Source organism: Amycolatopsis sp. NPDC051102, from assembly GCF_040682815.1.
Classification (GTDB): Bacteria; Actinomycetota; Actinomycetes; order Mycobacteriales; family Pseudonocardiaceae; genus Amycolatopsis.
In genome coordinates, this window is sequence record NZ_JBFBBT010000006.1 from 87,271 (window position 1) to 109,909 (window position 22,639).

Annotated in this window: 19 protein-coding genes; 13 read left to right on the top strand and 6 right to left on the bottom strand. The window is 70.2% G+C overall.

Going from position 1 to position 22,639, the window contains the following annotated elements; all coding sequences use genetic code 11:
- Positions 1–2 precede the first annotated feature (2 nt).
- Entirely contained in the window at positions 3–500 is a 498-nt protein-coding gene (locus AB0M93_RS19485) for a DUF3830 family protein (RefSeq protein ID WP_364275309.1), read from the top strand.
- A 42-nt stretch (positions 501–542) separates the two neighbouring features.
- Here the strand turns inward: AB0M93_RS19485 and AB0M93_RS19490 are convergent, their stop codons facing one another.
- Positions 543–1,364, bottom strand: coding sequence for an aldo/keto reductase (locus tag AB0M93_RS19490; RefSeq protein ID WP_364275784.1), 822 nt, complete (start codon positions 1,362–1,364; stop codon positions 543–545).
- A gap of 180 nt (positions 1,365–1,544) precedes the next feature.
- Here AB0M93_RS19490 and AB0M93_RS19495 point away from each other — a divergent pair, with 180 nt between their 5' ends.
- From AB0M93_RS19495 to AB0M93_RS19510, 4 genes are all read left to right on the top strand, one after another.
- Positions 1,545–2,930: an FAD-binding oxidoreductase gene (locus tag AB0M93_RS19495; RefSeq protein ID WP_364275311.1), complete on the top strand. Its 1,386-nt coding sequence runs from the start codon at positions 1,545–1,547 to the stop codon at positions 2,928–2,930.
- A gap of 5 nt (positions 2,931–2,935) precedes the next feature.
- Positions 2,936–4,489, top strand: coding sequence for an acetolactate synthase large subunit (locus AB0M93_RS19500; RefSeq protein ID WP_364275786.1), 1,554 nt, complete (start codon positions 2,936–2,938; stop codon positions 4,487–4,489).
- Between the two features lie 43 nt (positions 4,490–4,532).
- A complete protein-coding gene (locus AB0M93_RS19505; protein WP_364275313.1) occupies positions 4,533–5,333 on the top strand; it encodes an SAM-dependent methyltransferase in 801 nt (266 codons plus the stop codon).
- Between the two features lie 128 nt (positions 5,334–5,461).
- The gene (locus tag AB0M93_RS19510; RefSeq protein WP_364275315.1) at positions 5,462–6,268 is read left to right on the top strand and encodes an SAM-dependent methyltransferase; all 807 of its coding nucleotides are present in this window, start codon (positions 5,462–5,464) and stop codon (positions 6,266–6,268) included.
- Here AB0M93_RS19510 and AB0M93_RS19515 read toward each other — a convergent pair.
- Together AB0M93_RS19515 and AB0M93_RS19520 are read right to left on the bottom strand one after the other, a co-directional pair.
- Positions 6,265–7,677: an MFS transporter gene (locus tag AB0M93_RS19515; protein ID WP_364275316.1), complete on the bottom strand. Its 1,413-nt coding sequence runs from the start codon at positions 7,675–7,677 to the stop codon at positions 6,265–6,267. The two genes, AB0M93_RS19510 and AB0M93_RS19515, sit on opposite strands and share 4 nt — an antisense overlap.
- 86 nt (positions 7,678–7,763) lie before the next feature.
- Entirely contained in the window at positions 7,764–8,210 is a 447-nt protein-coding gene (locus AB0M93_RS19520) for a DUF3761 domain-containing protein (protein WP_364275788.1), read from the bottom strand.
- 92 nt (positions 8,211–8,302) lie between these two features.
- Between AB0M93_RS19520 and AB0M93_RS19525 the strand changes: the two genes are divergently transcribed.
- From AB0M93_RS19525 to AB0M93_RS19535, 3 genes are all read left to right on the top strand, one after another.
- Entirely contained in the window at positions 8,303–9,370 is a 1,068-nt protein-coding gene (locus AB0M93_RS19525; protein ID WP_364275318.1) for a sensor histidine kinase, read from the top strand.
- Positions 9,371–9,377: 7 nt separating this feature from the next.
- Positions 9,378–10,043, top strand: coding sequence for a response regulator transcription factor (locus tag AB0M93_RS19530; RefSeq protein ID WP_364275320.1), 666 nt, complete (start codon positions 9,378–9,380; stop codon positions 10,041–10,043).
- Positions 10,044–10,157: 114 nt separating this feature from the next.
- Positions 10,158–12,209 (top strand): MMPL family transporter, encoded by a 2,052-nt coding sequence (locus AB0M93_RS19535; protein ID WP_364275322.1) that lies wholly within the window; start codon positions 10,158–10,160, stop codon positions 12,207–12,209.
- 79 nt (positions 12,210–12,288) lie between these two features.
- Here the strand turns inward: AB0M93_RS19535 and AB0M93_RS19540 are convergent, their stop codons facing one another.
- Positions 12,289–14,625: a GH92 family glycosyl hydrolase gene (locus tag AB0M93_RS19540; RefSeq protein WP_364275324.1), complete on the bottom strand. Its 2,337-nt coding sequence runs from the start codon at positions 14,623–14,625 to the stop codon at positions 12,289–12,291.
- A gap of 105 nt (positions 14,626–14,730) precedes the next feature.
- Between AB0M93_RS19540 and AB0M93_RS19545 the strand changes: the two genes are divergently transcribed.
- Together AB0M93_RS19545 and AB0M93_RS19550 are read left to right on the top strand one after the other, a co-directional pair.
- Positions 14,731–15,357, top strand: coding sequence for a flavin reductase family protein (locus AB0M93_RS19545; RefSeq protein WP_364275326.1), 627 nt, complete (start codon positions 14,731–14,733; stop codon positions 15,355–15,357).
- Positions 15,354–15,659: an antibiotic biosynthesis monooxygenase gene (locus tag AB0M93_RS19550; RefSeq protein WP_364275327.1), complete on the top strand. Its 306-nt coding sequence runs from the start codon at positions 15,354–15,356 to the stop codon at positions 15,657–15,659. The genes AB0M93_RS19545 and AB0M93_RS19550 overlap by 4 nt, the downstream gene beginning before the upstream one ends.
- A gap of 53 nt (positions 15,660–15,712) precedes the next feature.
- Here the strand turns inward: AB0M93_RS19550 and AB0M93_RS19555 are convergent, their stop codons facing one another.
- Together AB0M93_RS19555 and AB0M93_RS19560 are read right to left on the bottom strand one after the other, a co-directional pair.
- Positions 15,713–17,884: a 3-hydroxyacyl-CoA dehydrogenase NAD-binding domain-containing protein gene (locus AB0M93_RS19555; protein WP_364275329.1), complete on the bottom strand. Its 2,172-nt coding sequence runs from the start codon at positions 17,882–17,884 to the stop codon at positions 15,713–15,715.
- Between the two features lie 23 nt (positions 17,885–17,907).
- Positions 17,908–19,119, bottom strand: a complete 1,212-nt coding sequence (locus AB0M93_RS19560) for an acetyl-CoA C-acetyltransferase (protein ID WP_364275331.1) — start codon at positions 19,117–19,119, stop codon at positions 17,908–17,910.
- Between the two features lie 149 nt (positions 19,120–19,268).
- On the opposite strand from AB0M93_RS19560, the gene AB0M93_RS19565 reads away from it, so the two are divergent.
- The 3 genes from AB0M93_RS19565 to AB0M93_RS19575 all read left to right on the top strand — a co-directional run bounded on the left by AB0M93_RS19565 (position 19,269) and on the right by AB0M93_RS19575 (position 22,601).
- Positions 19,269–20,447 (top strand): TetR/AcrR family transcriptional regulator, encoded by a 1,179-nt coding sequence (locus tag AB0M93_RS19565; RefSeq protein ID WP_364275333.1) that lies wholly within the window; start codon positions 19,269–19,271, stop codon positions 20,445–20,447.
- Between the two features lie 110 nt (positions 20,448–20,557).
- Positions 20,558–20,740 carry a hypothetical protein gene (locus AB0M93_RS19570; protein WP_364275335.1) on the top strand — a complete coding sequence of 61 codons (183 nt, stop codon included), beginning with the start codon at positions 20,558–20,560 and terminating at the stop codon, positions 20,738–20,740.
- A 10-nt stretch (positions 20,741–20,750) separates the two neighbouring features.
- The gene (locus tag AB0M93_RS19575; RefSeq protein ID WP_364275336.1) at positions 20,751–22,601 is read left to right on the top strand and encodes an HEXXH motif domain-containing protein; all 1,851 of its coding nucleotides are present in this window, start codon (positions 20,751–20,753) and stop codon (positions 22,599–22,601) included.
- Positions 22,602–22,639 lie beyond the last annotated feature (38 nt).

The following is a 22,639-nucleotide window of genomic DNA, read 5'->3' on the forward strand; positions in this document are numbered from 1 at the left end:
GAATGGCGCGGTACATCACGATCACCCTCGACAAGCGCGGCGTCTCCTGCCGCGCACGGCTGCTCGACGACGAGGCGCCGCGCACCTGCAAAGCGGTGTGGGACGCGCTGCCGCAGAGCGGTTCGGCCTACCACGCGAAGTACGCGCGCAATGAGGTCTACACGCTCGTGCCGCCGTTCGCGGAGCCCAAGCCGGGACGGGAGAACCCGACGATCACCCCGATCCCCGGCGACGTCGTGTACTTCGGCTTCGAACCCTGGGAAATCGGCAACCCGGCGTACGGCTACGACGAAGGCAGCGAGGCGCACAGCGACCAAGGTGCGACCGACCTGGCGATCTTCTACGGGCGCAACAACCTGCTGATCAACGGCGACGCCGGCTGGGTCCCCGGCAACGTGTTCGCCACGATTGAGGAAGGCCTGGCGGAGATGGCCGAGGCGGCGCAGGACCTGTGGTTGCGGGGCGTCGAGGGCGAGACGCTCTCGTTCGCGCGAGCCTGAACGGCGGCCGGGCCGCGGGCGACACCGCGGCCCGGCCCGCGGTCAGCCCAGCTCGTCCAGCTGCGCACAATCGGCGTCAGAAAGCGTGACTTCCGCGGCAGCGCAGTTCTCCTCGAGATGCGCGATCGACGACGTCCCGGGAATGGGGATCACCGCCGGCGAGCGACGCAGCAGCCAGGCGAGTGACACCTGCGCGGGTGTTGCGCCGACGTCGGCAGCGATCTTGGCGAGCACTCCGCCCGCCGTCGCGTGGTTGCCCCGGGCGATCGGCAGCCACGGCACGAACGCGATACCTTCGCGCTCGCAGTAGTCCAGCACGCCGTCGGACGCGCGGTCGGTCAAGTTGTAGCGGTTCTGCACGCTCGCGATCGGCGCGATGGCCCGCGCTTCCGTCAACTGCGCGACGGTGACCTCCGAAAGCCCGATCCGGGCGACCTTGCCCTCGTCCCGCAGCCGGGCGAGCGCGCCGATCTGGTCGGCCAGCGGCACCTGCGGGTCGATCCGGTGCAGCTGCAGCAGGTCGAGACGGTCGAGACGGAGTCGTCTCAACGAGAGTTCCGCCTGCTGCCGGAGGTACTCGGGCCGGCCGAGCGGGACCCACTCGCCGCGGCTCGGGCGCGCGTGCCCGCACTTCGTCGCCATGAGCAGTCCCGGGTACGGGTGCAGCGCGTCGGCGAGCAGCTCTTCGTTCAGGCCCAGGTCGTAGGCATCGGCAGTGTCGAAGAACGTCACGCCCAGGTCGGCCGCGCGCCGCGCGACCGCCTTCGCGCCGTCCTTCACGTGGTCCCACTCAGTGAGGCGCATGGCACCGAAACCCAGGCGGTGCACGGTGAAGCCGTCTTCGAAGGAGTACGTCGAGGTCATGCCGGGAGCTTCGTCGCCGATGCCGTCACCCACCAGGGATTTAGTCTGAGCTAAATCGAGGCGTGCGTAACTGGGTGATCACACTGCGCAGCAAAAACGTGAAAAACCTTCATGGCGGCGTACCGGCGGTACGTACTACGCTGCGGTAACCACAGCGACGGCGCGGAGGAGAAACTGCCGATGGGCGACGTGGCAGCACAGCTGGCCGAGATCGTCGGGGACAAAAACCTGCTCACGGGCGACGCGATCTCTGAGGACTACGCGCACGACGAAGCTCTGACGGCGGAGCCGCAGAAGCCGGCGTACGTCGCGAAGCCGGCTACGGCCGAAGAAGTCGCGGAGCTGCTGAAAGCCGCTTCGGAGCACAACGTCCCCGTGACCGCGCGCGGGTCCGGCAGCGGGCTCTCCGGGGCAGCCCGGCCTCAGGCGGACGGCCTCCTCATCTCCTTCGAGCGGATGAACGCCGTTCTCGAGGTCGACACCGGGAACCACGTTGCCGTCGTCCAGCCCGGCGTGACCCTCGCCGAGCTCGACGCCAAGACCGCCGAGGCCGGGCTCGGGTACACCGTCTATCCCGGTGAGCTGAGCGCGAGCGTCGGCGGGAACGTCGGGACCAACGCCGGCGGGATGCGCGCCGTCAAGTACGGCGTCACGCGCAACAACGTCCTCGGCTTGCAGGCCGTGCTGCCGACCGGCGAGATCATCCGGACCGGCGGCAAGACGTCGAAGATCTCCACCGGCTACGACCTCACGCAGCTGATCATCGGCTCCGAAGGCACCCTCGCGCTGGCCACGGAAATCACCGTCAAGCTGTACCCGCGGCTGGCCCACGGCGCCACGGTGCTGGCGCCCTTCGGCGACTTCGGCCAGGTGATGGCCGCCGTGCCCGAAATCCTTTCCAGCGGGCTCGCGCCGCACATCCTCGAGTACATCGACAACCTGACGATGGCAGCGATCGTTTACAACGAGAAGCTCGAGCTGGGCGTCCCGGACAAGATCCGCGAGACCAGCGAGGCGTACCTCGTGGTCGCGCTGGAGAACCGCGACAGCGGACGCCTCGAGGAGGACGTCGAAACCGTCGGCGAGCTGCTCGGCGAACTGGGCGCCACCGACGTCTACGTCCTCGAAGGCAACGCCGCGCGCAAGCTCATCGAAGCCCGCGAGAAGGCGTTCTGGACCGCGAAGGCAGCCGACGCCGACGATGTGATCGACGTCGTCGTGCCGCGGACCGCGATGCCGCAGTTCATCGCGAAGGCGCGTGAGCTGGCGATGGCCGCGGGCGGTGGCGCGCTCGGCTGCGGGCACGCCGGCGACGGCAACGTCCACCTCGGCATCTTCTGCAAGGACGACGCCAAGCGGAAGCAGCTGCTCACCGACATCTTCGCGTACGCCATGGAACTCGGCGGCGCGATCTCCGGCGAGCACGGCCTCGGCCGCACCAAGGCGCACTACCACCAAGACCTCGAAGACCCGGCGAAGATCGAGCTGATGCGCCGGATCAAGCAGAGCTTCGACCCCGCCGGGATCCTCAACCCCGGCGTTCTCTTCCCCGAAGGAACCGCATGAGCGAGATGAACGGCGCCCAGTCCCTGATCCGCACGCTGGTCGACGCCGGCGTTGAGGTCTGCTTCGCGAACCCCGGCACGTCGGAGATGCACTTCGTCGCCGCGCTCGACACCGTCCCGGAGATGCGGGGTGTGCTCGCGCTGTTCGAAGGTGTCGTGACCGGCGCTGCCGACGGGTACGCGCGGATCGCGGACAAGCCCGCCGCGACGCTGCTGCACCTCGGCCCCGGCCTGGGCAACGGCCTGGCGAACCTGCACAACGCGCGACGCGCACACACGCCGATCGTGAACGTCGTCGGCGACCACGCGACCTACCACAAGCAGTACGACGCGCCGCTGGAATCGGACATCGAAGCCGTCGCGGGCTCGTTGGAAGGCTGGGTGCGCCGCTCGGAGCACACCAAGGACGTCGGCGCGGACGCTGCCGCCGCCGTTGCCGCCGCGCAGGACGCGCCCGGCCGCATCGCGACACTGATCCTGCCCGCGGACGCGTCCTGGGGCGAGCGGGGCGAGACGTGCGCGCCCGTTCCGCCGCGGGTACCGCAGGCGGTGGACGCGACGACCGTCAAGGACGTCGCCGCGGTTTTCGGTACCGGGGAGCCGGTTGCGCTGCTCATCGGCGGGAGCGCGTGCCGCGAGGAGGGCCTGCGCGCGGCCAGCCGGATCGCGGCCGCGACCGGGGCGAAGGTGTTCGTCGAGACGTTCCCGTCCCGCCTCGAGCGCGGTGCGGGTCTACCAGCGATAGAGCGGCTCGGATACCTCGCCGAGCAGGTCACCTACCAGCTCGACGGGGTCAAGCATCTCGTCGTCGCGGGTACGAAGGCGCCGGTGTCGTTCTTCGCCTACCCGGGCAAGCCGAGCGATCTCGTGCCCGAAGGCGCGCAGGTGCACACGCTCGCGTCCGTCGGGCAGGACGTCACGCGCGCACTGAACGATGTCGCGGAACTCGTCGCCGCGGACACCGAACCGGTGCTGCAGCAGCCGTCCCGGCCCGCGCTGCCGACCGGGCCGCTAACTCCGCAGAACTGGGTCGACGTCATCGGTGCGCTGCTGCCGGAGAACGCGATCATCGCCGACGAAGCCAACACCTCCGGCCTGATGCTGCCGGCAGCGACGGCAGGCGCACCGCGCCACGACGTCCTCACGCTCACGGGCGGCGCGATCGGCTACGGCATGCCGGTCGCGACCGGCGCGGCCGTGGCGGGACGGGACCGTCCCGTCCTGAACCTGCAATCGGACGGCAGCGCGTTGTACACCATCTCTGCGCTGTGGACGCAGGCGCGGGAGAACCTGAACGTCACGACGGTGCTGCTCAACAACCGCGCGTACGCGATCCTGCGGCTGGAGCTGCAGCGCGTCGGAGCGGCGTCGGGGGGCCCAAAGGCGAACGACCTGCTCGACCTCTCGCGCCCGGACATGGACTTCGTGAAGATCGCGGAGGGCATGGGTGTGCCCGCGACGCGGGCGACTACCGCAGAGGAACTCGCGGAACAGCTGCAGCGCGCCTTCGCCGAACCCGGCCCGCACCTGATCGACGCCGCGGTGCCGCCGCTGCTGTAAACCGGACTATCCTCCCGTCACACCTTCAGCCCGGGAGCGGCGGATGCACGACGACGAACACGTGAAGCGCGGGATCGACCTCGAACGGCCGAACGCGGCGCGCGTGTACGACTACATGATCGGCGGCAAGCTGAACTACGCCGTCGACCGGATGTTCGCCGACCAGATCCTCGGGGTGCTGCCGAACGCGCGGCACATGGCGCTGGTCAACCGGGCGTGGCTGCGCCGCGCCGTGCGGTTCGGCGCGGAGCAGGGCATCCGGCAGTTCCTCGACATCGGCTCCGGCATGCCGACGGTCGGGCACGTGCACGAGGTCGTCCAGGCGATCGACCCCACGGCGCGGGTGGTGTACGTCGACAACGAGCCGATCGCCGTCGCGCACAGCGAGATCGTCCTCGAAGGCAACGACAACGCGACGATGGTCCAGGCCGACGCCGAGTACCCGGACGAGGTGCTGGAGCACCCGACCACCGAGGCGATGCTCGACTTCGGCGAGCCGGTGATGGTGATCATGGCGGCGTTCGTGCACTTCATCCCCGACTCCCGCGACCCGGCGGGCCTGATCGGCCGCTACCGGGACGTGCTGGCGCCGGGGAGCCACCTCGCGTTGTCGTCCGGGACGTGGGAGGGGCAGGGCGAGGAGACGCAACGATCGGTGGCGCTGTACGAGAAGAGCGGGACGCCGTTGACGTTGCGCTCGCCGGACGAGCTGGCCGCGCTGGTCAAGGGCTTCGAGATCCTGCCGCCGGGGGTGGTGTTCACGCCGGAGTGGCGGCCGGACGAGCCGCCCGAGGACCCGCCGGCACGCTCGGGCGGGCTGGCCCTGGTCGCGCGCAAGGTCTAGCGCGTCGAGCCACCACCGAGAGAGCGGCAGAAGAAGGACGGCTCCTTCCCCACCACACACGAGTCACCTCGTGGACTGACCGGCGTCTCCGGCTATTCTCGCGTCACACCTGACTCCGGGGAGCCGCGATGAGCGAAGACGAGTACGCCAGACGGGGCATCGACCTCGACAAGCCCAACGCCGCGCGCGTGTACGACTACATCCTCGGCGGGCAGCTCAACTACGCCGTCGACCGGATGTTCGCCGAGCAGGTGCTGGCCGCGCAGCCGAACGCGCGCGAGCGGGCGCGGCTCAACCGGCAGTGGCTGCGCCGGGTCATCCGCTTCGGCATGGCGCAGGGCATCCGGCAGTTCCTCGACATCGGCTCCGGCATGCCGACCGTGGGGCACGTGCACGAGGTGGCGCAGGCCGTCGATCCCACCGCACGGGTCGTCTACGTCGACAACGAGCCGGTCGCCGTCGCGCACAGCGAGATCGTGCTGGACGACAACGAGAACGCGGCGATGGTGCACGCCGACGCCGAGTTCCCCGACGACGTCCTCGAACACGACATCACCGAGATGATGCTGGACCTGGACCAGCCGGTGATGGTCGTGATGGCGCTGTTCGTGCACTTCATCCCGGACGAGCGCAACCCGGCCCGGCTCATCGCCGCCTACCGCGACGCGCTCGCGCCCGGCAGTTACCTCGCCATGTCGTCGGCCACCTACGAGCAGCAGAGTGACGGGACGGCCCGGGCCGTCGCGATGTACGAGAAGAGCGCGAACCCCGTCACGCCGCGCTCGGCCGACGAGCTGCGCGCACTGGTCGACGGCTTCGAGATCGTCGATCCGGGCGTCGTGTTCATCCCTGAGTGGCGGCCGGACGACCCCACGGAGATGCCCCCCAATCCCGCGGACTGCGGCGGGCTGGCGCTGGTGGCGCGCAAGAACTAGACGGCGATCAGCTCCGGCGCCGGCCGCTTCTTCGGGACCAGCGCCGCGAGCAGCACGCCCGCCAGCGCGGCCAGCGCCGCCACCGCGAACGTGGCGCGGAAGCCGAACAGCGACGGCACCGGCAGTCCGCCGACACTGATCGTCAGCTGAGCCAGCATCGCCGCCATCACCGCGCTGGAGATCGCGGTGCCGACCGAGCGCATCAGGGAGTTCAGGCCGTTCGCCGACGCCGTCTCGGTGACCGGCACCGACCCCATGATCAGCGCGGGCATCGCCGCGTACGCGATGCCGACGCCGGCCCCGATGATCACCGACGCCGTGATCAGCTCGAATGCGTTGTCCATCAGCACGATCGCGAACGCGTACCCGGCGGCGATCACCAGTGCGCCGCTCATCAGCGTCGGGCGCGGGCCGAACCGGGCGATGAGCCGTGCCGAAACCGGCGAGAGCAGCATCATCACCAGGCCGTTCGGGGCCAGTGTGAGGCCGGATTCGACCATCGTCTGACCCAGCCCGTAGCCGGTCGACGCCGGGGCCTGCAGCAGCTGCGGGAACGACAACGCCATCGCGTACAGCGCGAAGCCGACCATGATCGACGCCAGGTTCGTGAACAGCACCGGACGGCGGGCCGACACCCGGAGGTCGACCAGCGGGTCCCGGCGGCGTAGCTGGTAGGCACCCCAGCCGAGCAGGACGACGACGGCGAGCGCCGCCAGCCCGAGCGTCGGCGCGCTGGTCCAGCCCCACGTGCCGCCCTTGACCACCGGCAGCAGCAGGCAGAGCAGCCCGGCGGCCAGGCCGAACGCGCCGAAGTAGTCGAACGGCGCCGGCGTGCGCAGCGGCGACTCCGGCACGACGGTGAGGATCAGCAGCGCGCAGGCCAGCCCGAGCCCGGCGGCGGTCCAGAACAGCACGTGCCAGTCGGCGTTCTCGGCGACCACGGCGGCGACCGGCAGCCCGATGGCACCGCCGACGCCGAGCGTCGCGCTCATCAGGGAGATCGCGCCGCCGACGCGTTCGGGCGGGAGTTCGTCGCGCATGATGCTGATGCCGAGCGGGATGACGCCCATCGCGCAGCCCTGCAGCCCGCGGCCGAGGATCTGGAACGCGAGCGCGCTCGTCGTCGCGGACACCACCGAACCGGCGACGAGCACCGCGAGGCTGACGAGGATCATCCGCCGCTTGCCGTAGAGGTCGCCGAGCCGGCCGCTGACCGGGGTGATCACGGACGCGGCCAGCAGCGTCACGGTGACCACCCAGGACGCGTCGGCCGCCGAGGCGTGGAGCAGCCGCGGGAAGACCGGGATCAGCGGCACGACCAGTGTCTGCATGAACGACGCGACGAGCCCGCACGAAGCGAGCACGACGACGATCGCCCGGCCGGACGGCGCGGAACGGGACACCACCACACCCCCAGTGTGTATTTAGTACGCGTCATGCAACTTCATGCACTGTACCTACGGGGTGACGGGTTTCCGCATGACTGGCGGTTTCGTCACAGCCAGCTGCGCACGCCTCCGTGGCCGGAGCAGGTTCCGGAGCGGTGCTGGCTGTAGCTGTAAGTGCCGTCCTTGCAGAGGGCCGTTGCGCCGGACGGGTTGTCGCTGGGCCGGTGGACGCAGTTGCCGTCCGAGTTCCGGTAGTAGTCCGCGCCGCAGCCGGTGGGCGCCGGCGCGGCCACGACCGTGGTCTTCGGCGCCTTGGTTTCCGCCGCGGCCGTCTTCGGCGCTGCCGGGGTGGTGGCGACCACCGGCGCTTCCGAGGTCGCCGGGACCGAAGACGGAGCCGGCGTCTCGCTCGGCGCCGAAGACGACGTCGGGACCGAAGACGTCGAAGTAGTGGGAGCGAGGACACCGAGGCCGCCGGAGTCCTTGGGCGGCACGGAACCGACCCCGCACCCCGCGACCAGGACACCCGCGGCCAGTACCGCACCGAGCTTCATCCGCACGCCGACTCCCTTAGCACCACGAAGTAATGCCGCAGGAGTCGGCGGAACGCGCCCGGCTGTTACGCCTGTTCTCCTACACTTTCCGGATGTCCTGGTTACGGCGGTACGCGGCGGAGCTCGCGGTCGTCGCCGCGGTGCTTGCCGGGTCGCTCTTCGCCGTCCTCAACGACGGCGCCAAGCCCGCTCACCACGCCGAAGCCGGATGGGCGCTCACCGTCCTCTGCTGCGCCGCTCTCTTCCTGCGGCGCCGGTACCCGCTGAGCGTCGCCGCGTTCGCGCTCGTATGCTGCGCGCTCTACTACCCCCTGACCGACCCCGACGGCCTGGTCCTGCTCGCCTTCGCGTACGCGCTCTACAACGCAGCCGCGGCCGGGCGGATCCGCGGCGCCGCGCTGCTCGCCGTGGCCGCGATGGCCGGCGTCGCGGCCGGCGAGATCGGCTCGCGAACCGGCCGGCACGTCGACAACTTCGCGTTCTTCCTGATGACCGGCTGGTTCGTTGCGCTGGTCGCGGGCGGCGCCGTCGCGCACTACCGCGCCGAGGCCGAGCGCACCAAAGAAGCCGAGGCGCGGGCGCGCGCCACCGACGAACGCCTGCGCATCGCGCGAGAGTTGCACGACGTCCTCGGCCACCATCTATCACTGATCAATGTGCAGGCCGGTGCAGCGCTGCACCGCCGCGACCCGGAGCAGGCGGAAGAGGCGCTCGGGGCGATCAAGGACGCCAGCAAGACCGCACTCCAGGAGTTGCGCGCGACGCTCGGCATGCTCCGCCAGACCGGCGGGCCGAGCCTCCAGCGGATCGCGGAGCTGGCCGAGTCGGTCGGCGCGTCCGGGCTGACTGTGCGCACCGAGATCCACGGCGTCGCCCGGGATCTGCCTCCGGACGTCGAGCACGCGGCGTTCCGGGTGGTGCAAGAAGCGTTAACGAACGTTAGCAAGCACGCCGACGCGAAGACCGTCGTCGTCCGGCTCGGTTACGCCGCCGACGAGCTGTCGGTCCAGGTCGACGACGACGGCCGCGGCGGCGCGGCGCCGGCGGGCAACGGGATCCGCGGGATGGCCGAACGCGCGCGAGCCCTCGGCGGCGAGGTGACCGCGGCGCCGCGCGAGGGCGGCGGCTACCGCGTGCGCGCCCGGCTGCCGGTGCGATGATGGGCCGATGATCCGGGTCCTGCTCGTCGACGACCAGCGGCTCGTCCGCGCCGGCTTCCGGTCCATTTTGGACGGTGAGGCCGACATCGACGTCGTGGCCGAGGCCGCGAACGGGCGCGAGGCGCTGCAAGCCGCGCACGACCACCACCCGGACGTCGTGCTGATGGACATCCGCATGCCCGTGCTCGACGGCCTCGCCGCCACCCGGCACCTCCTCGGGGACCCGGGCGTGCACACAAAGGTCGTCATCCTCACGACGTTCGACCTCGACGAAGACGTCTACGGTGCGCTGCGCGCGGGCGCGAGCGGGTTCCTGGTCAAGGACACCGAGCCCGAGGAGCTGATCCACGCCGTCCGCGTGGTCGCCCGCGGCGACGCGCTGCTGGCGCCGTCGATCACCCGGCGGCTGATCGCGGAGTTCGCCGCGCGCGTCACCCGCCCGGCGCCGTCGCCGGCGCTCGACCGGCTCACCGACCGCGAACGCGAGGTGCTGTCCCTGGTCGCGGCCGGGCTGTCGAACGACGAAATCGCCCGCGAGCTGACGCTCAGCCCGGCGACCGCGAAGACGCACGTCAGCCGCATCATGACCAAGACCGGCACGCGGGACCGCGCCCAGCTCGTCGTCCTCGCCTATGAGTCGGGCGCGGTGACGCCCCGCTGGCTGACGCCCTGAGCCGTACTCCCGCGGGGGTACGGGAAACGCCTTAGGGGACACCGCCGGGAGCACGGCAAGTGTCTTCCCGTGCGCGACGCGGAGCAGGGCGGGATTCGCGAATCCTTGTCCGCCATGGACACCATCACTCGCCCCACCGGGGGAAGCCTGGCCCGCGTGGCCGGCTGGGCGCAGCGCCACCGGTGGCTCGCCGTCGCACTCTGGGCGCTGGTCCTCATCGGCGTCACGGTCACCTCCCGCCTCACCGGCAGCGCGTTCCACGACGACAACTCGCTGCCCGGCACCGAGTCCCAGCAGGTCGTCGACCTGCTCAAGACGACAGCGCAGTCCGGCGCGAGCGCGCAGATCGTGCTGAAAGCCGACGACGGCCTCGCCGCGAATCGATCAGTGATAGAGAACATGCTGGGCGATGTCCGATTGCAGCCGCACGTGCGATCGGTGACCGACCCGTTCGAGACGCTGTCGCCCGACGGGCGGATCGGCTACGCCACGGTCACCTTCGACGCGGCTTCGACCGACCTCCCCTACGACGACATCGTGAAGTTCGCCGACGCCGCGAAGCGGGTCGGGCCCGTCGAAGTCGGGCTCGCCGGCGATCCGATCGAGCGGATCTCCGGAGGCGGCGGCCCCGCGGAAGGTGTCGGGCTGCTCGCCGCGCTGGTCATCCTCGTGTTCCTGTTCCGCTCGCTGCTCGCGGCCGGGCTGCCGGTGCTGACCGCGGTGTTCGCCGTCGGCAGCACGCTCGGGGTGATCACGGTCGTCTCGCACTTCGTCGACATCGCCGGCTACACCTCGCCGCTGATGATGCTGGTCGGGTTCGGCGTCGGCGTGGACTACGCACTGCTGATCTTCTCCCGCTACCGCACGGAGATCCTCGCCGGCCACGACCGCGACGCGGCCACCCGGCGGGCACTCGACACCGCCGGCCGTTCGGTGCTGTTCGCCGGGACGACGGTGATCATCGCGCTGCTCGGCCTGCTCGCGCTCGGGCTCGGCGGGCTGCGCGGAGTGGCGCTGTCCGTCGCGCTCACCGTCCTGATGACGATGCTCGCGTCGGTGACGCTCCTGCCCGCGCTGCTGTCGCTGTTCGGCAAGCGGCTCGAGCGCGGCATCCGCCGGCACGCCGCGAAACGCGACCACGGCAAGGTCTGGCGCCGGCTCGCGGACGCTGTCCAAAAGCGTCCGCTGACCCCGCTCGCGCTGGGTCTGCTCGTCCTCGTCGGGCTGTCGATCCCGGCCGCCGGGATGCGGCTCGGGTTCGCCGACGCGAGCACCGACCCCGCCGGATCGACCACGCGGAAGGCATACGACCTGCTGGCCGAGGGCTTCGGTCCGGGCTTCACCGGCCCTCTAGCAGTGATCGGGGTGGACGGCGATCCCGTCGCACTGCAGCAGACGCTCGCGTCGACGCCGGGTATCGCCCGCGCGCTGCCGCCGATGGGGCGGACGGTCCTCGCGTTCCCGGCGACGTCACCGCAGGACGAAGCGACCGCCGAGCTGGTGACGCACCTGCGGACCGACGTTCTCCCGACACTGCCGGGGCACTACCTCGTCGGCGGCTCGGTCGCGGCCGCGACGGACTTCGCGGGCGCCGTCGCCGACCGGTTGCCGCTGTTCGTGCTGGTCGTCGTCGGGCTGTCCGCGCTGCTGCTGATGGTCGTGTTCCGGTCGGTCCTCATCCCGCTCAAGGCGGCGCTGCTGAACCTGCTGAGCATCGGCGCCTCGCTCGGCGTCATGACGCTGGTGTTCGGCGACGGCTGGCTCGGCGCGCAGCCCGGCCCGATCGAGGCGTTCGTGCCGGTGATGATCTTCGCGATCGTCTTCGGGCTGTCGATGGACTACGAGGTGTTCCTCGTGTCGCGGATGCACGAGGAGTGGCAGCGCACTGGCGACGCGCGGTTGGCGGTGCGCGAAGGGCTCGCCGCGACCGGCGGCGTGATCACCGCGGCCGGCGCGATCATGGTGCTGGTGTTCGGCGCGTTCCTGCTCGACCCGTCGCGGATGCTGGCGCAGTTCGGCCTCGGGCTCGCGGTCGCGGTGCTGCTCGACGCGCTGGTGATCCGCTGCCTGGTCGTCCCGGCGGTGATGCGCCTGCTCGGCGCCCGGGCGTGGTGGCTGCCGCGGTGGCTGGACCGCCGGCTGCCGCACCTCGCGCTGGAGCCGTGATGCAGGGATGGCCACCACGGTGTGGCGGCCATCCCCCTCCTCGGCGCGCACCGCCCCGGGGTTCCGCGAGAATTGCCGGTCAGCTCCCCCACGCCGCCGGTGTCTCGGACAGACGGAACGCCAGCGTTCCGCCGGTTCGCAGGAAGAACGCGTCGAGCTTCCAGTCCTGCTGCGGCCGTCCCGACCGCCGGACATCGGCGATGTACTTCCCACTGCCGGATGTCGTGATCCGGATCGGCGCACCGCCCGCCGGCCGGACCACGGCGCTGGGGAACAGCGGGCTCGAGAGCAGCAGTTCCGCCGAACCCGGCGTCCGCGGGTAGAGGCCGAGCGCGGCGAAGACGTACCAGGCGGACATCGTGCCGAGGTCGTCGTTGCCGGGCAGGCCCGACGGGCCGGTCGTGTAGACGGTGTTCACCAGTTGCCGGACGGTTTCCTGCGTCTTCGCCGGCTGCCCGAGCTCGTTGTACATCCACGGCGCGTGGATGTCGGGCTCGTTCGTCGGGTCGTACTTGAGCGGGCCGCCGCCCTTGAGCTGCCAGTTCCCGCTCGAGTCGTGGAAGAAGCCGTCGAGGCGAGCGACCGCGGCGGCCTTGCCGCCCATGGCGTCGGCGAGACCGGAGACGTCCTGCGGGACCATCCAGGTGTAGGCCGCCGCGCTGCCCTGCGCGAAGCCGCGGTCGCTCGCCGGGTCGAACGGCGTCACCCAGCTGCCGTCGACGTTGCGCGCCTGCGTATATCCGGTGGCGGGGTTGAAGACGTTGCGCCAGTACGCGCCGCGGGCGTGCATCTCCGCAGCTTCGCGGCTGCGGCCCAGCAGCTCTGCGAAATGTCCGATTGCCGAGTCGGCGACCGCGTCTTCGAGCGTCTCGGCGGCGCCGCCCCAGCAGTGGCAGACGTCGTTAGGCGCGTAGTGCGACGTCAGGTACTGCGCGAGATTCGGCCGCTGGCCGACGCACTGGCCGGGACAGCCGCCGTCCTGCAGTCCCTCCGGCCGGGGGACGGTCGCCTGCTTGTACAGCGAGTCGAACGCGCCGCGGTAGTCGAAGTTCCGCACGCCCATGGCGTAGAAAGTCGCGACCGTCGCCGCGGACGGGTCGCCGGTCATGACGTGCGTTGCGCCGTTGACGTGCACCCAGCGGTCCCAGACGCCGTCGTTCTGGCGGGCGTAATTGTATAGCGACTGTACGAAATTCCCGGCCACGCGCGGCTGCAGCAGAGCCAGCAGCTGCACCTGGGCGCGGTACTGGTCCCAGCCGGAGAAGTTCGAGTACTGCGCGTCCTGCCCGCGTTCGACGTGGTGGGGTTTCCGGTCCATCCCCAGGTACTGGCCGTCGACGTCGCTGACGAGATTGGGCTGCTGAAGGCTGTGGTAGAGCGCGGTGGTGAAGACGATCCGCTGGTTCGCCGTGCCACCGCCGACGTCCACGCGGCCCAGCTCGGTGTTCCATGCCTTCTTGGTCTTCCCGGCGATGGAGTCCACGGTGGATTTCGGCGGCTGCTCGGCCCGCAGGTTGCGTTCGGCGCCTTCGAGGGAGACGTAGGAGATCGCGATCCGCATCGTGACGTCGGAGCCGGGGGCGAAGGTGACGTAGCCGCCCGAGCCGCGTCCGGCGCGGTCCTTGCCGGTCGCGTAGCCTTCGCCGCCGGTCTGGTCGAGACCGCCGGGCTGGAGCGTCGCGTCCTTCCACGTTCCGGTTCCGGCGAAGGGCTGGTCGAACCGCGCGGTGAAGTACAGCCGGTAGTAGGACTTGCGGTTGTTGACGCCGCCGTTCGCGCGGCGGCCGCAGAAGGCGCCGGTGAGCACGGACCCGGTCACCGCGCGGTTCGCCGGATCGAGGTGGGTCTCGGCGTCTTCGCTGCCGTTGAGCGAGTTCGACGTGCGGAAGAGCAGGGACGCGGGCTTGTCCTTCGGGTAGTGCAGGGCGGCGATCGCGGTACGTTCGGTCGCTGCCGCGTCCGTCGTGACGCCGTTCTGCAGGCCGAGACGGTACCGTCCCGGCGTCGCGGCTTCGTCGGCGTGGCTGAAGTTGCTGGCGTAGACAGCGTCGGTGGTGTCGGCGGTCGGTGAAGAGGTGACTTCGCCGGTGAAGGGCAGAATCGGCACATCGCCGGCGGCGCCGGGGTTGCAGCCCGCGCCGTTGACGTGGGTGAGGCTGAAGCCGCGGATGCGGGTGGTGTCGTACTGGTAGCCGTTGGCGGCACCGGTCGAGGTCTGGTCGCCGCGGGTGCTGGTCGGGCTCCAGGCGAGCATCCCGAAGGGCGCTGTCGCTCCGGGGTAGGTGTTGCCGTCCCCGGCCGAGCCGATGAGCGGATCGACGAAGTCGGCAGGGCTGAGGTCGGCGGCGGCCGACATCGTTGTCAGACCGGAGGTGAGGAGGACGGCGGCCAGTGCCACCGTGACGGGACGGCGCATGGGCGGAGGTTAACGTGCGTTCAGTGGCGATCAGGCGAACACGAGCGGACAAGCTGCCGGACACTTCGGCCCGCGGCGAACGCTCCGGCGCCTACGTTCCCGATCATGGAGATCAAGCCCCGGATCCTGTACTTCGGCACTCCGGTCGTCCTGCTCAGCACCGAGAACGACGACGGCAGTCCCAACCTCGCCCCGATGTCGTCGGCGTGGGCACTCGGCTGGACGGTCGTGCTCGGGATCGCCGCCGACGGCCAGACCGCGCACAACCTCCGCGCGCGCCCGGACGTCGTGGTCAACCTTCCCGCCCCCGCTCAGTGGGAGGCAGTGGAGCGCCTGGCGCCCCTGACCGGCCGCGACCCGGTGCCGGCGACCAAGCCGATGTTCCGCCACGAGCGGGAGAAGTTCGAAGCCGCGGGCCTGACGCCGGAGCCGTCGCGGCTGGTGCGGCCGCCGCGGGTCGCGGAGTGCCCGTTGCAGCTGGAGGCTCGATCAGTGATAGAGCAATCGGACACCGCCCAGGACTTCCACATCGTGCAAGCGCGGGTGCTGGCGGTGCACGCCTCGCCGGAACTGGTCGTGCCGGGCACCGACCACGTCGACCCGGGAGCGTGGAGTCCCCTGATCTACAACTTCCGTCACTACTTCGGGCTCGGCACCGAACTCGGACACAGCTTTCGCTCCGAGACCGCGGGTACCGTCGAGCCCCTCGACGGATTGGGGAACCGAGGATGATCGCACGCACCTGGCGCGGCTGGGCGCCCGCCGCGACAGCCGACGACTACGAGCGGCACTACGCGACCGCAGTCGCAGAGCACCTTCGTGACGTGCCTGGCTTTCGCGGTGCCCGATTGCTGCGCCGTCCGGAGCACGACGAGGTCGAGTTCACCTCGATCACGTTCTTCACCGGCCTCGACGCCGTACGCGGCTTCGCCGGCGAGAGCTACGAAGACGCCGTCCTGGAGGCGGACGCGCGCCGGGCGCTGAGCCGATGGGACGGCCACGTAAGCCACGCCGAGGTGGTGGTCGCGCTCTGAAAGCCGTGAAGGCCACCTCGGAGAACCCGAGGTGGCCTTCACGGAACTACTGCCTATTCGTAGATCTCGCCCTTGGCGGCCTTCTCCACCAAAGACTGCGGCGGCTCGAAATGGTCGCCGTAGCGGGCGGCCAGCTCACGGGCCCGGTCGACGAAGCCCTGCAGGCCACCCTCGTACTGGTTGATGTACTGGATGACACCGCCCGTCCACGCCGGGAAGCCGATGCCGAAGATCGAGCCGATGTTGGCGTCGGCGACCGACGTCAGCACGCCCTCGTCGAAGCACTTGACCGTCTCCAGGGCCTCCGCGAAGAGCATCCGCTCCTTGAGGTCCTCGAACGGCACCTCCGCCGAGCCCGACTTGAACGCGTCGCGCAGACCCGGCCACAGGCCGACGCGCTTGCCCTCCGAGTCGTACTCGTAGAAGCCGGCGCCCGTCGAGCGGCCCTTGCGGTCGAACTCCTCGACCATCCGGTCGATCACGGTCTCCGACGCGTGCGCCTTCCACGTGCCGCCCGCGGCCTCGATCGCCTCGCGGGTCTCCTTGCGGATCTTGCGAGGCAGGGTCAGCGTCAGCTCGTCCATCAGCTGCAGCGGCGGCGCCGGGTAGCCGGCCTGCGAACCCGCCTGCTCGATCGACGCCGGCTCGACGCCCTCGCCCAGCGCGGCGACGGCTTCGTTGATGAACGTGCCGATCACGCGGGAGGTGAAGAAGCCGCGGCTGTCGTTGACGACGATCGGGGTCTTCTTGATCTGCAGCGTGTAGTCGAAGACCTTCGCCAGAGTCGCCGGGGACGTCTTCTCGCCGCAGATGATCTCGACCAGCGGCATCTTGTCCACCGGTGAGAAGAAGTGGATCCCGATGAAGTCCTCGGTGCGCTGCACGCCCTCGGCGAGGGTGGTGATCGGCAGCGTCGAGGTGTTGGAGCCCAGGACCGCGTCGGCGTTGACGATGCTCTCGATCTCGCCGAACACCTTGTGCTTCAGCTCGACGCTCTCGAACACGGCCTCGATGACGAAGTCGACGCCCGCGAAGTCGGCCGGGTCCGCGGTCGGCTTGATCTTCGCCAGCAGCGCGTCCGACTTCTCCTGCGTGGTCTTGCCGCGCGAAAGCGCCTTCTGCTCGAGCTTCTCCGCGTAGCCCTTGCCCTTCTCGGCCGCCTCCTGCGAGACGTCCTTGAGGACGACGTCGATGCCGGCCTTCGCCGAGACGTACGCGATCGCGGCGCCCATCATCCCGGCGCCGAGCACACCCACCTTCTTCGCGGTGTACTTCTCGAAGCCGTCCGGGCGCGAGCCGCCGGAGTTGATGGTCTGCAGGTCGAAGAAGAACGCCTTCGTCATGTTCTTCGAGACCTGGCCGGTGGCGAGGTGAATGAAGTAGCGCGTCTCGATCTGGATCGCGGTGTCGAAGTCGACCTGCGCGCCTTCGATCGCGGCGGCCAGGATCGCCCGCGGCGCCGGCATGTTCGCGCCCTTGATCTGCTTGCGCAGGTTCGCCGGGAACGCCGGCAGGTTGGCCGCGAAGCTCGGGTTCGACGGCGTGCCGCCCGGGATCTTGTAGCCCTTGACGTCCCACGGCTGGACGCCGCCTTCGGGGTTCGCCTTGATCCACGCCTTCGCGGCGGGGACGAGCTCCTCGACCGTGCCGACGAGCTCGTGCACGAGGCCGAGCTCGAGCGCCTTCGCCGGGCGGTGCCGCTGGCCCTGCAGGAGGACGTTCAGCAGCGCGCTCTGGATACCCAGCAACCGGACAGTGCGCACGACGCCACCGCCGCCGGGCAGCAGGCCCAGCGTCACCTCGGGCAGGCCGATCTGGCTGCCCTTGACGTCGGCGGCGATGCGGTGGTGCGTCGCCAACGCGATTTCGAGGCCACCGCCGAGCGCGGCGCCGTTGATCGCCGCGACGACCGGCTTGCCGAGCTGCTCGATGCGGCGCATCTGCCCCTTCATCAGGGAGCTGCCCTCGGTCAGCTCGGCCGCGTGCTCGGGCTTGGCCTGGATGAGGTCGTTCAGGTCGCCGCCGGCGAAGAACGTCTTCTTGGCGGACGTGATGACGACACCGGTGATGTTGTCCTTCTCCGCCTCGAGACGGTCGACCGTGACGCCGAGCGACTCGCGGAAGTCGGCGTTCATCGTGTTCGCCGACTGGTTCGGGTCGTCGAGGGTCAGGGTGACGATGCCGTCGGAGTCCTGCTCCCAGCGGATGGTCTTGCTTTCAGCCACGTTTTGGTTAGACACAGTGGTCCTCACACCCGCTCGATGATGGTCGCGACGCCCATGCCGCCGCCGATGCACAGGGTTACCAGGGCGCGGCGCGCCTGGCGGCGTTCGAGCTCGTCGACCACGGTGCCGACCAGCATCGCGCCGGTGGCGCCGAGCGGGTGGCCCATGGCGATCGCGCCGCCGTTGACGTTGACCTTCTCCTCGTCGAGGTGCAGGTCCTTGATCCACTTGAGCACGACGGAGGCGAACGCCTCGTTGAGCTCCCACAGGTCGATGTCCTCGGGCTTGAGGCCCGCGGTCTTCAGTACCTTTTCCGTTGCCGGCGTCGGGCCGGTGAGCATGATCGTCGGCTCGGAGCCGATCGACGCGGTCGCCACGATCCGGGCGCGCGGGGTCAGCCCGAAGGTCTTGCCGATCTGCTCGGAGCCGACGAGCACCAGCGCGGCGCCGTCGACGATGCCGGAGGAGTTGCCGCCGGTGTGGACGTGGTTGATCTTCTCGACCGAGTGGTACTTCTGCAGCGCGACGGCGTCGAAGCCGCCCAGCTCGCCGATGCCGGCGAAGGCGGGCTTGAGCTTGCCGAGGCCTTCGATCGTGGAGCCGGGACGGCGGTGCTCGTCGTGGTCCAGGACCGTGACGCCGTTGATGTCCTTGACCGGCACGACGGACTTGGCGAAGTAGCCGCCGGACCAGGCCGCCTCGGCGCGGTCCTGCGAGCGGACGGCCCAGCGGTCGACGTCCTCGCGGGAGAAGCCCTCGATGGTCGCGATCAGGTCGGCGCCGGTGCCCTGCGGGACGATGTAGTTGTCGTAGGCGGTGGCCGGGTCCATGAACAACGCGCCGCCGTCGGAGCCCATCGGCACGCGCGACATCGACTCGACGCCACCGGCAATGACCAGGTTGTCCCAGCCGGAGCGGACCTTCTGCGCGGCGGTGTTAGTGGCCTCCAGGCCGGAGGCGCAGAAGCGGTTGAGCTGCACACCGGCGACGGTGTCCGGCAGGCCCGCGTTCAGCGCGGCGGTGCGCGCGATGACGGCGCCCTGCTCGCCGACCGGGGAGACGACGCCCAGCACGATGTCGTCGATCACCGCGGGGTCGAGGTTCGGGTGGCGGACCTTCAGTTCGTTGATCAGGCCGACCACCAGGTCGACCGGCTTGGTGCCGTGCAGGGCACCGCCCTTGTTCTTGCCGCGAGGCGTGCGGATCGCCTCGTAGATGTAGGCCTCGCTACTCACAGAACAACTCCTCGCGAGCGGGTGGGACGTCTTCGTACCGTGACCGACTATACCGGCCAGTAGGGCTAATGCCCATTAACATATCTCCGGAGAACCCCATGGTGTCAATGGGTTGCCTGTGTGCCATGAGCCGCTATCGTTCACTCACCATGACCGACGTCGAACGCAGCTCGCGCCCCCGCGACCGCAAGGCCCAGCTGGCCGCGGTGGCGGCGGAGCTGTTCCGCGCACGCGGCTTCCCCGGCGTCGGCATCAAGGACATCGCGGACGCGGCGGGCGTCACCGGGCCGGCCCTGTACCGCCACTTCGCGGACAAGCAGGCGATCCTGGCGTACGTCGTGCTGAACGGTTTCGAGGACCTGGAAGCGGCGACGGCGGATGCGCTGTCGGACTCGGTTCCCCCCGCCGACCAGCTGAAAGACCTCCTCGGCCGGCTCGCGACGCAGGCTGTCGAACGCCGCGAGATCGCGGCGCTGTGGCGCTGGGAGGGACGGCATCTCCCGAAGGAGGACCAGCGCGAGATCGCCCGCCGGTCGATGCTGGCGCTGACGACGTGGTCGAAAGCTCTGCAGGTCCAGCGCCCGGAGTTGCCGGCGGAGGACGCGGAGCTGCTCTGCTGGGCCGCTCTATCAGTGTTCGGGAGCGTGTCGGTCCACCACACGTCGGTGGCACGCCGCCGGTTCGCCGCGCTGCTGGTGGAGCTGGCCTGGGATGTGCTGAACGCCACACTCCCGGCACCCTCCGCGGAGCCGTCGACTCCGGCGCTGAGCCTGGGCACGCCATCGCGCCGCGAGCAGGTCCTGGCGGAGGCGACGGCGTTGTTCGCCCGGCGCGGCTACCACGACGTGAGCATGGAGGACATCGGCGCGGCAGCGGGCATAGCGGGCCCGAGCGTCTACCGCCACTTCCCGAGCAAGGCGGCGCTGATGGTGGCGATCGGCCACCGGGCGGCGGACAGGCTGGCCTTGGGAGCCGAGCGCGCGCTTCAGACATCCGATGAGCACTCGGCGCTGCGCCGGTTGGCGGCGTCGTACGTGCACACGATTCTGCACACGCCGGAACTGCTGGTGTCGTTCTCGGCGGACCGCGTGACGATGCCGGACCGCGACAAGGCAGACCTGCTGCGGGTGCAACGCGATTACGTGGCCCAGTGGGTGACGTTGCTGTCGGCGGTGCACCCGGAGCTACCCCCGCGCGAAGCGAAAATTACAGTCCATGCAGCGTTAACGATCGCTAACGACCTGGCCCGCACGCGCCGCGTGGCGTCGAGGCCGAACTTCGAGGCCGAGCTGACGACGTTGCTCCGAACCGTCCTCGGCGTCGCCTGAACCGCGGCGGCAGATCACTTCCCGACCTTCCGCCCTTCCTGCCGGGGCCGCCGGTCGGGCATCATGGAGTCGGCGACCCGGCCGGATTCCGTTCGTGGATGGGGATGGGCATGAACACGGTTCTCGAACACGCGAACCCGGACGCACCCTTGGTGGACCTGAGCGACGTGCCTCTCAGCGCTCTGCGCACGATGGACACCCCGGAGCTGCAACGCGCATTGCAGCAAGTGGTCGAACAATCGGCCGTTCCGCGGCTCTACGAAAACAAGCGCGACAGCAGCGGACAGCCCTAGCGGCGGCGCCATGCCGGCCAACCAGGAACGAGTGACGCCGAACGAACTGCCGGTCCACCGGATCGGCACGGCGGATTTCGACGCGATCGCCGACGGGACCGGTGACGTCGGCGCCGTCCGCCTGCTGCGGGAGGCCGAACGCAGCAGGCGATTGCTCCTCCTGCGCGCCATAACGGATTTCGTGGTCAAGGATCCGGCGTTGCGCGGCCCGCTCACCCATCCCGAGGAGGCATGGGATCTGCTGGCGCGGGCCCAGGCATCCGCTCCCGAGGCATTGGACCTGTTGCTCGGACACCCGTACACCGGAACCTGGGCGGGCTACACGATCCGGTTGCTGCACCGGCAGATCACCGGGGTCTGCCCGCTGTGGATGCACCTCGGTCATCTGCACGCCCTCGCCGCCGCGGCTGCCATCCGCGCCGGCCTCAGCTTCTCCGTGGCCATTCCCCTCTGGTCCGGCACCGCGTCGCTGCCCGGGCTCGGGATGGCCCGCTTCGGACCCGACCCCGATCGCATGGTGGCCGAAGTACGCCGGACCGACGGCCGGCTGGAAGTGGACAACGGGCGGCACATCATCCGGCCTCCCGTCGACCTGGCGACGGACGGCCCGGGCTGGTGGGCGGTCCGCCGGGTCGAGGCCACTTCGGGCGCGCGCGTGCTGTCCGTTCACATCGACGACGTCGACCCGTACCGGAGTTCGTTCGAACCGGTTCTCCCCCAACGTCTTCCGGTGGACGAACTGGCGAACTGGACGCAGCTCCTCGGCGACGCCTGGCGGCTGATCGTCCGCTGCCTGCCCGACACGGCGGACGCGTTCCCGGCCGGGTTCAGTTCACTCGTGCCGCGGCCGATGCAGCCGTTCGGCACCACGAGTGCTTCGAGCGGAGAAGCGTTCGGCAGCGCCGTCATCTCCCGGCCGGCCGATCCCGCATCACTCGCCGCGGCGCTCGTGCACGAGTTCCAGCACAATCGCCTCAGCGGTTTGCTGCACCTCCGGCACCTGCACGGAGACGATCCGGCCGAGCGATTCTACACCGCCTGGCGCGACGACCCCCGGCCCATCGCCGGGGTTTTCCACGGCGTGTACGCCTTTTACGGCGTCGCCGCGTTCTGGCGTGCGTTGGCACGGCTGGAAGACGAACCCTTCCAAGAGATCGCCGAGTTCGAGTTCGCCTACTGGCGGCAGGCGGTGTGGCAGGTCCTGGGGGTGCTGAGGTCCGATCCCGGGCTGACCATCGACGGCCGGCGGTTCCTCCGCCGGATCGCGGAACGGCTCAGCCCGTGGCTGCGTGAACCCGTACCGATGGCCACGGCGTCCGCGGCCTCCGCGGCTCTGCTCGACCACTACGCCGGCTGGCGGCTGCGCCACCTGCGTCCCGATGCGCTGGTGGTTCGAACGCTGGCCGAAGCTTGGTCGGCCGGGCAACCCCGGCCCGCGCTCGGATTCCTGCCCGACGCCGAGCCGACACCGGTCCCCGATGGACTCTGGCGCCGCTCCCGCCTCGATCTGACCCGGCTGGCCCGCGGCGACTCAGCCGGCTTCACGCGGAACTGGCGTACCGTGCCCGAAGCGACCACGGCCGACTTCGCCTACGTGTCCGGCAGATTCGCCGAAGCGGCCGAAGGGTACCGGACGGAACTGCTCGCCGATCCGGACAGCCCGGCGGCCTGGACGGGCCTCGGACTCGCCCTTTCCCGGTCCGGCACCGGACCGGCCGGATCCGTTCTGCTGCACCAGCCCGAGCTGGTCCGCGCGGTGTACCGCCGGCTGGCCGCCGACGGCACCACGCCGGGAACGCCGGACCAGCTCGCGGACTGGCTCGGCTGGTTGCGGACCGGCACACCACCGGCCCGCAGCTGATCGACGTACAGCCCGCAAGCTGCGGACCGGCGCACGAC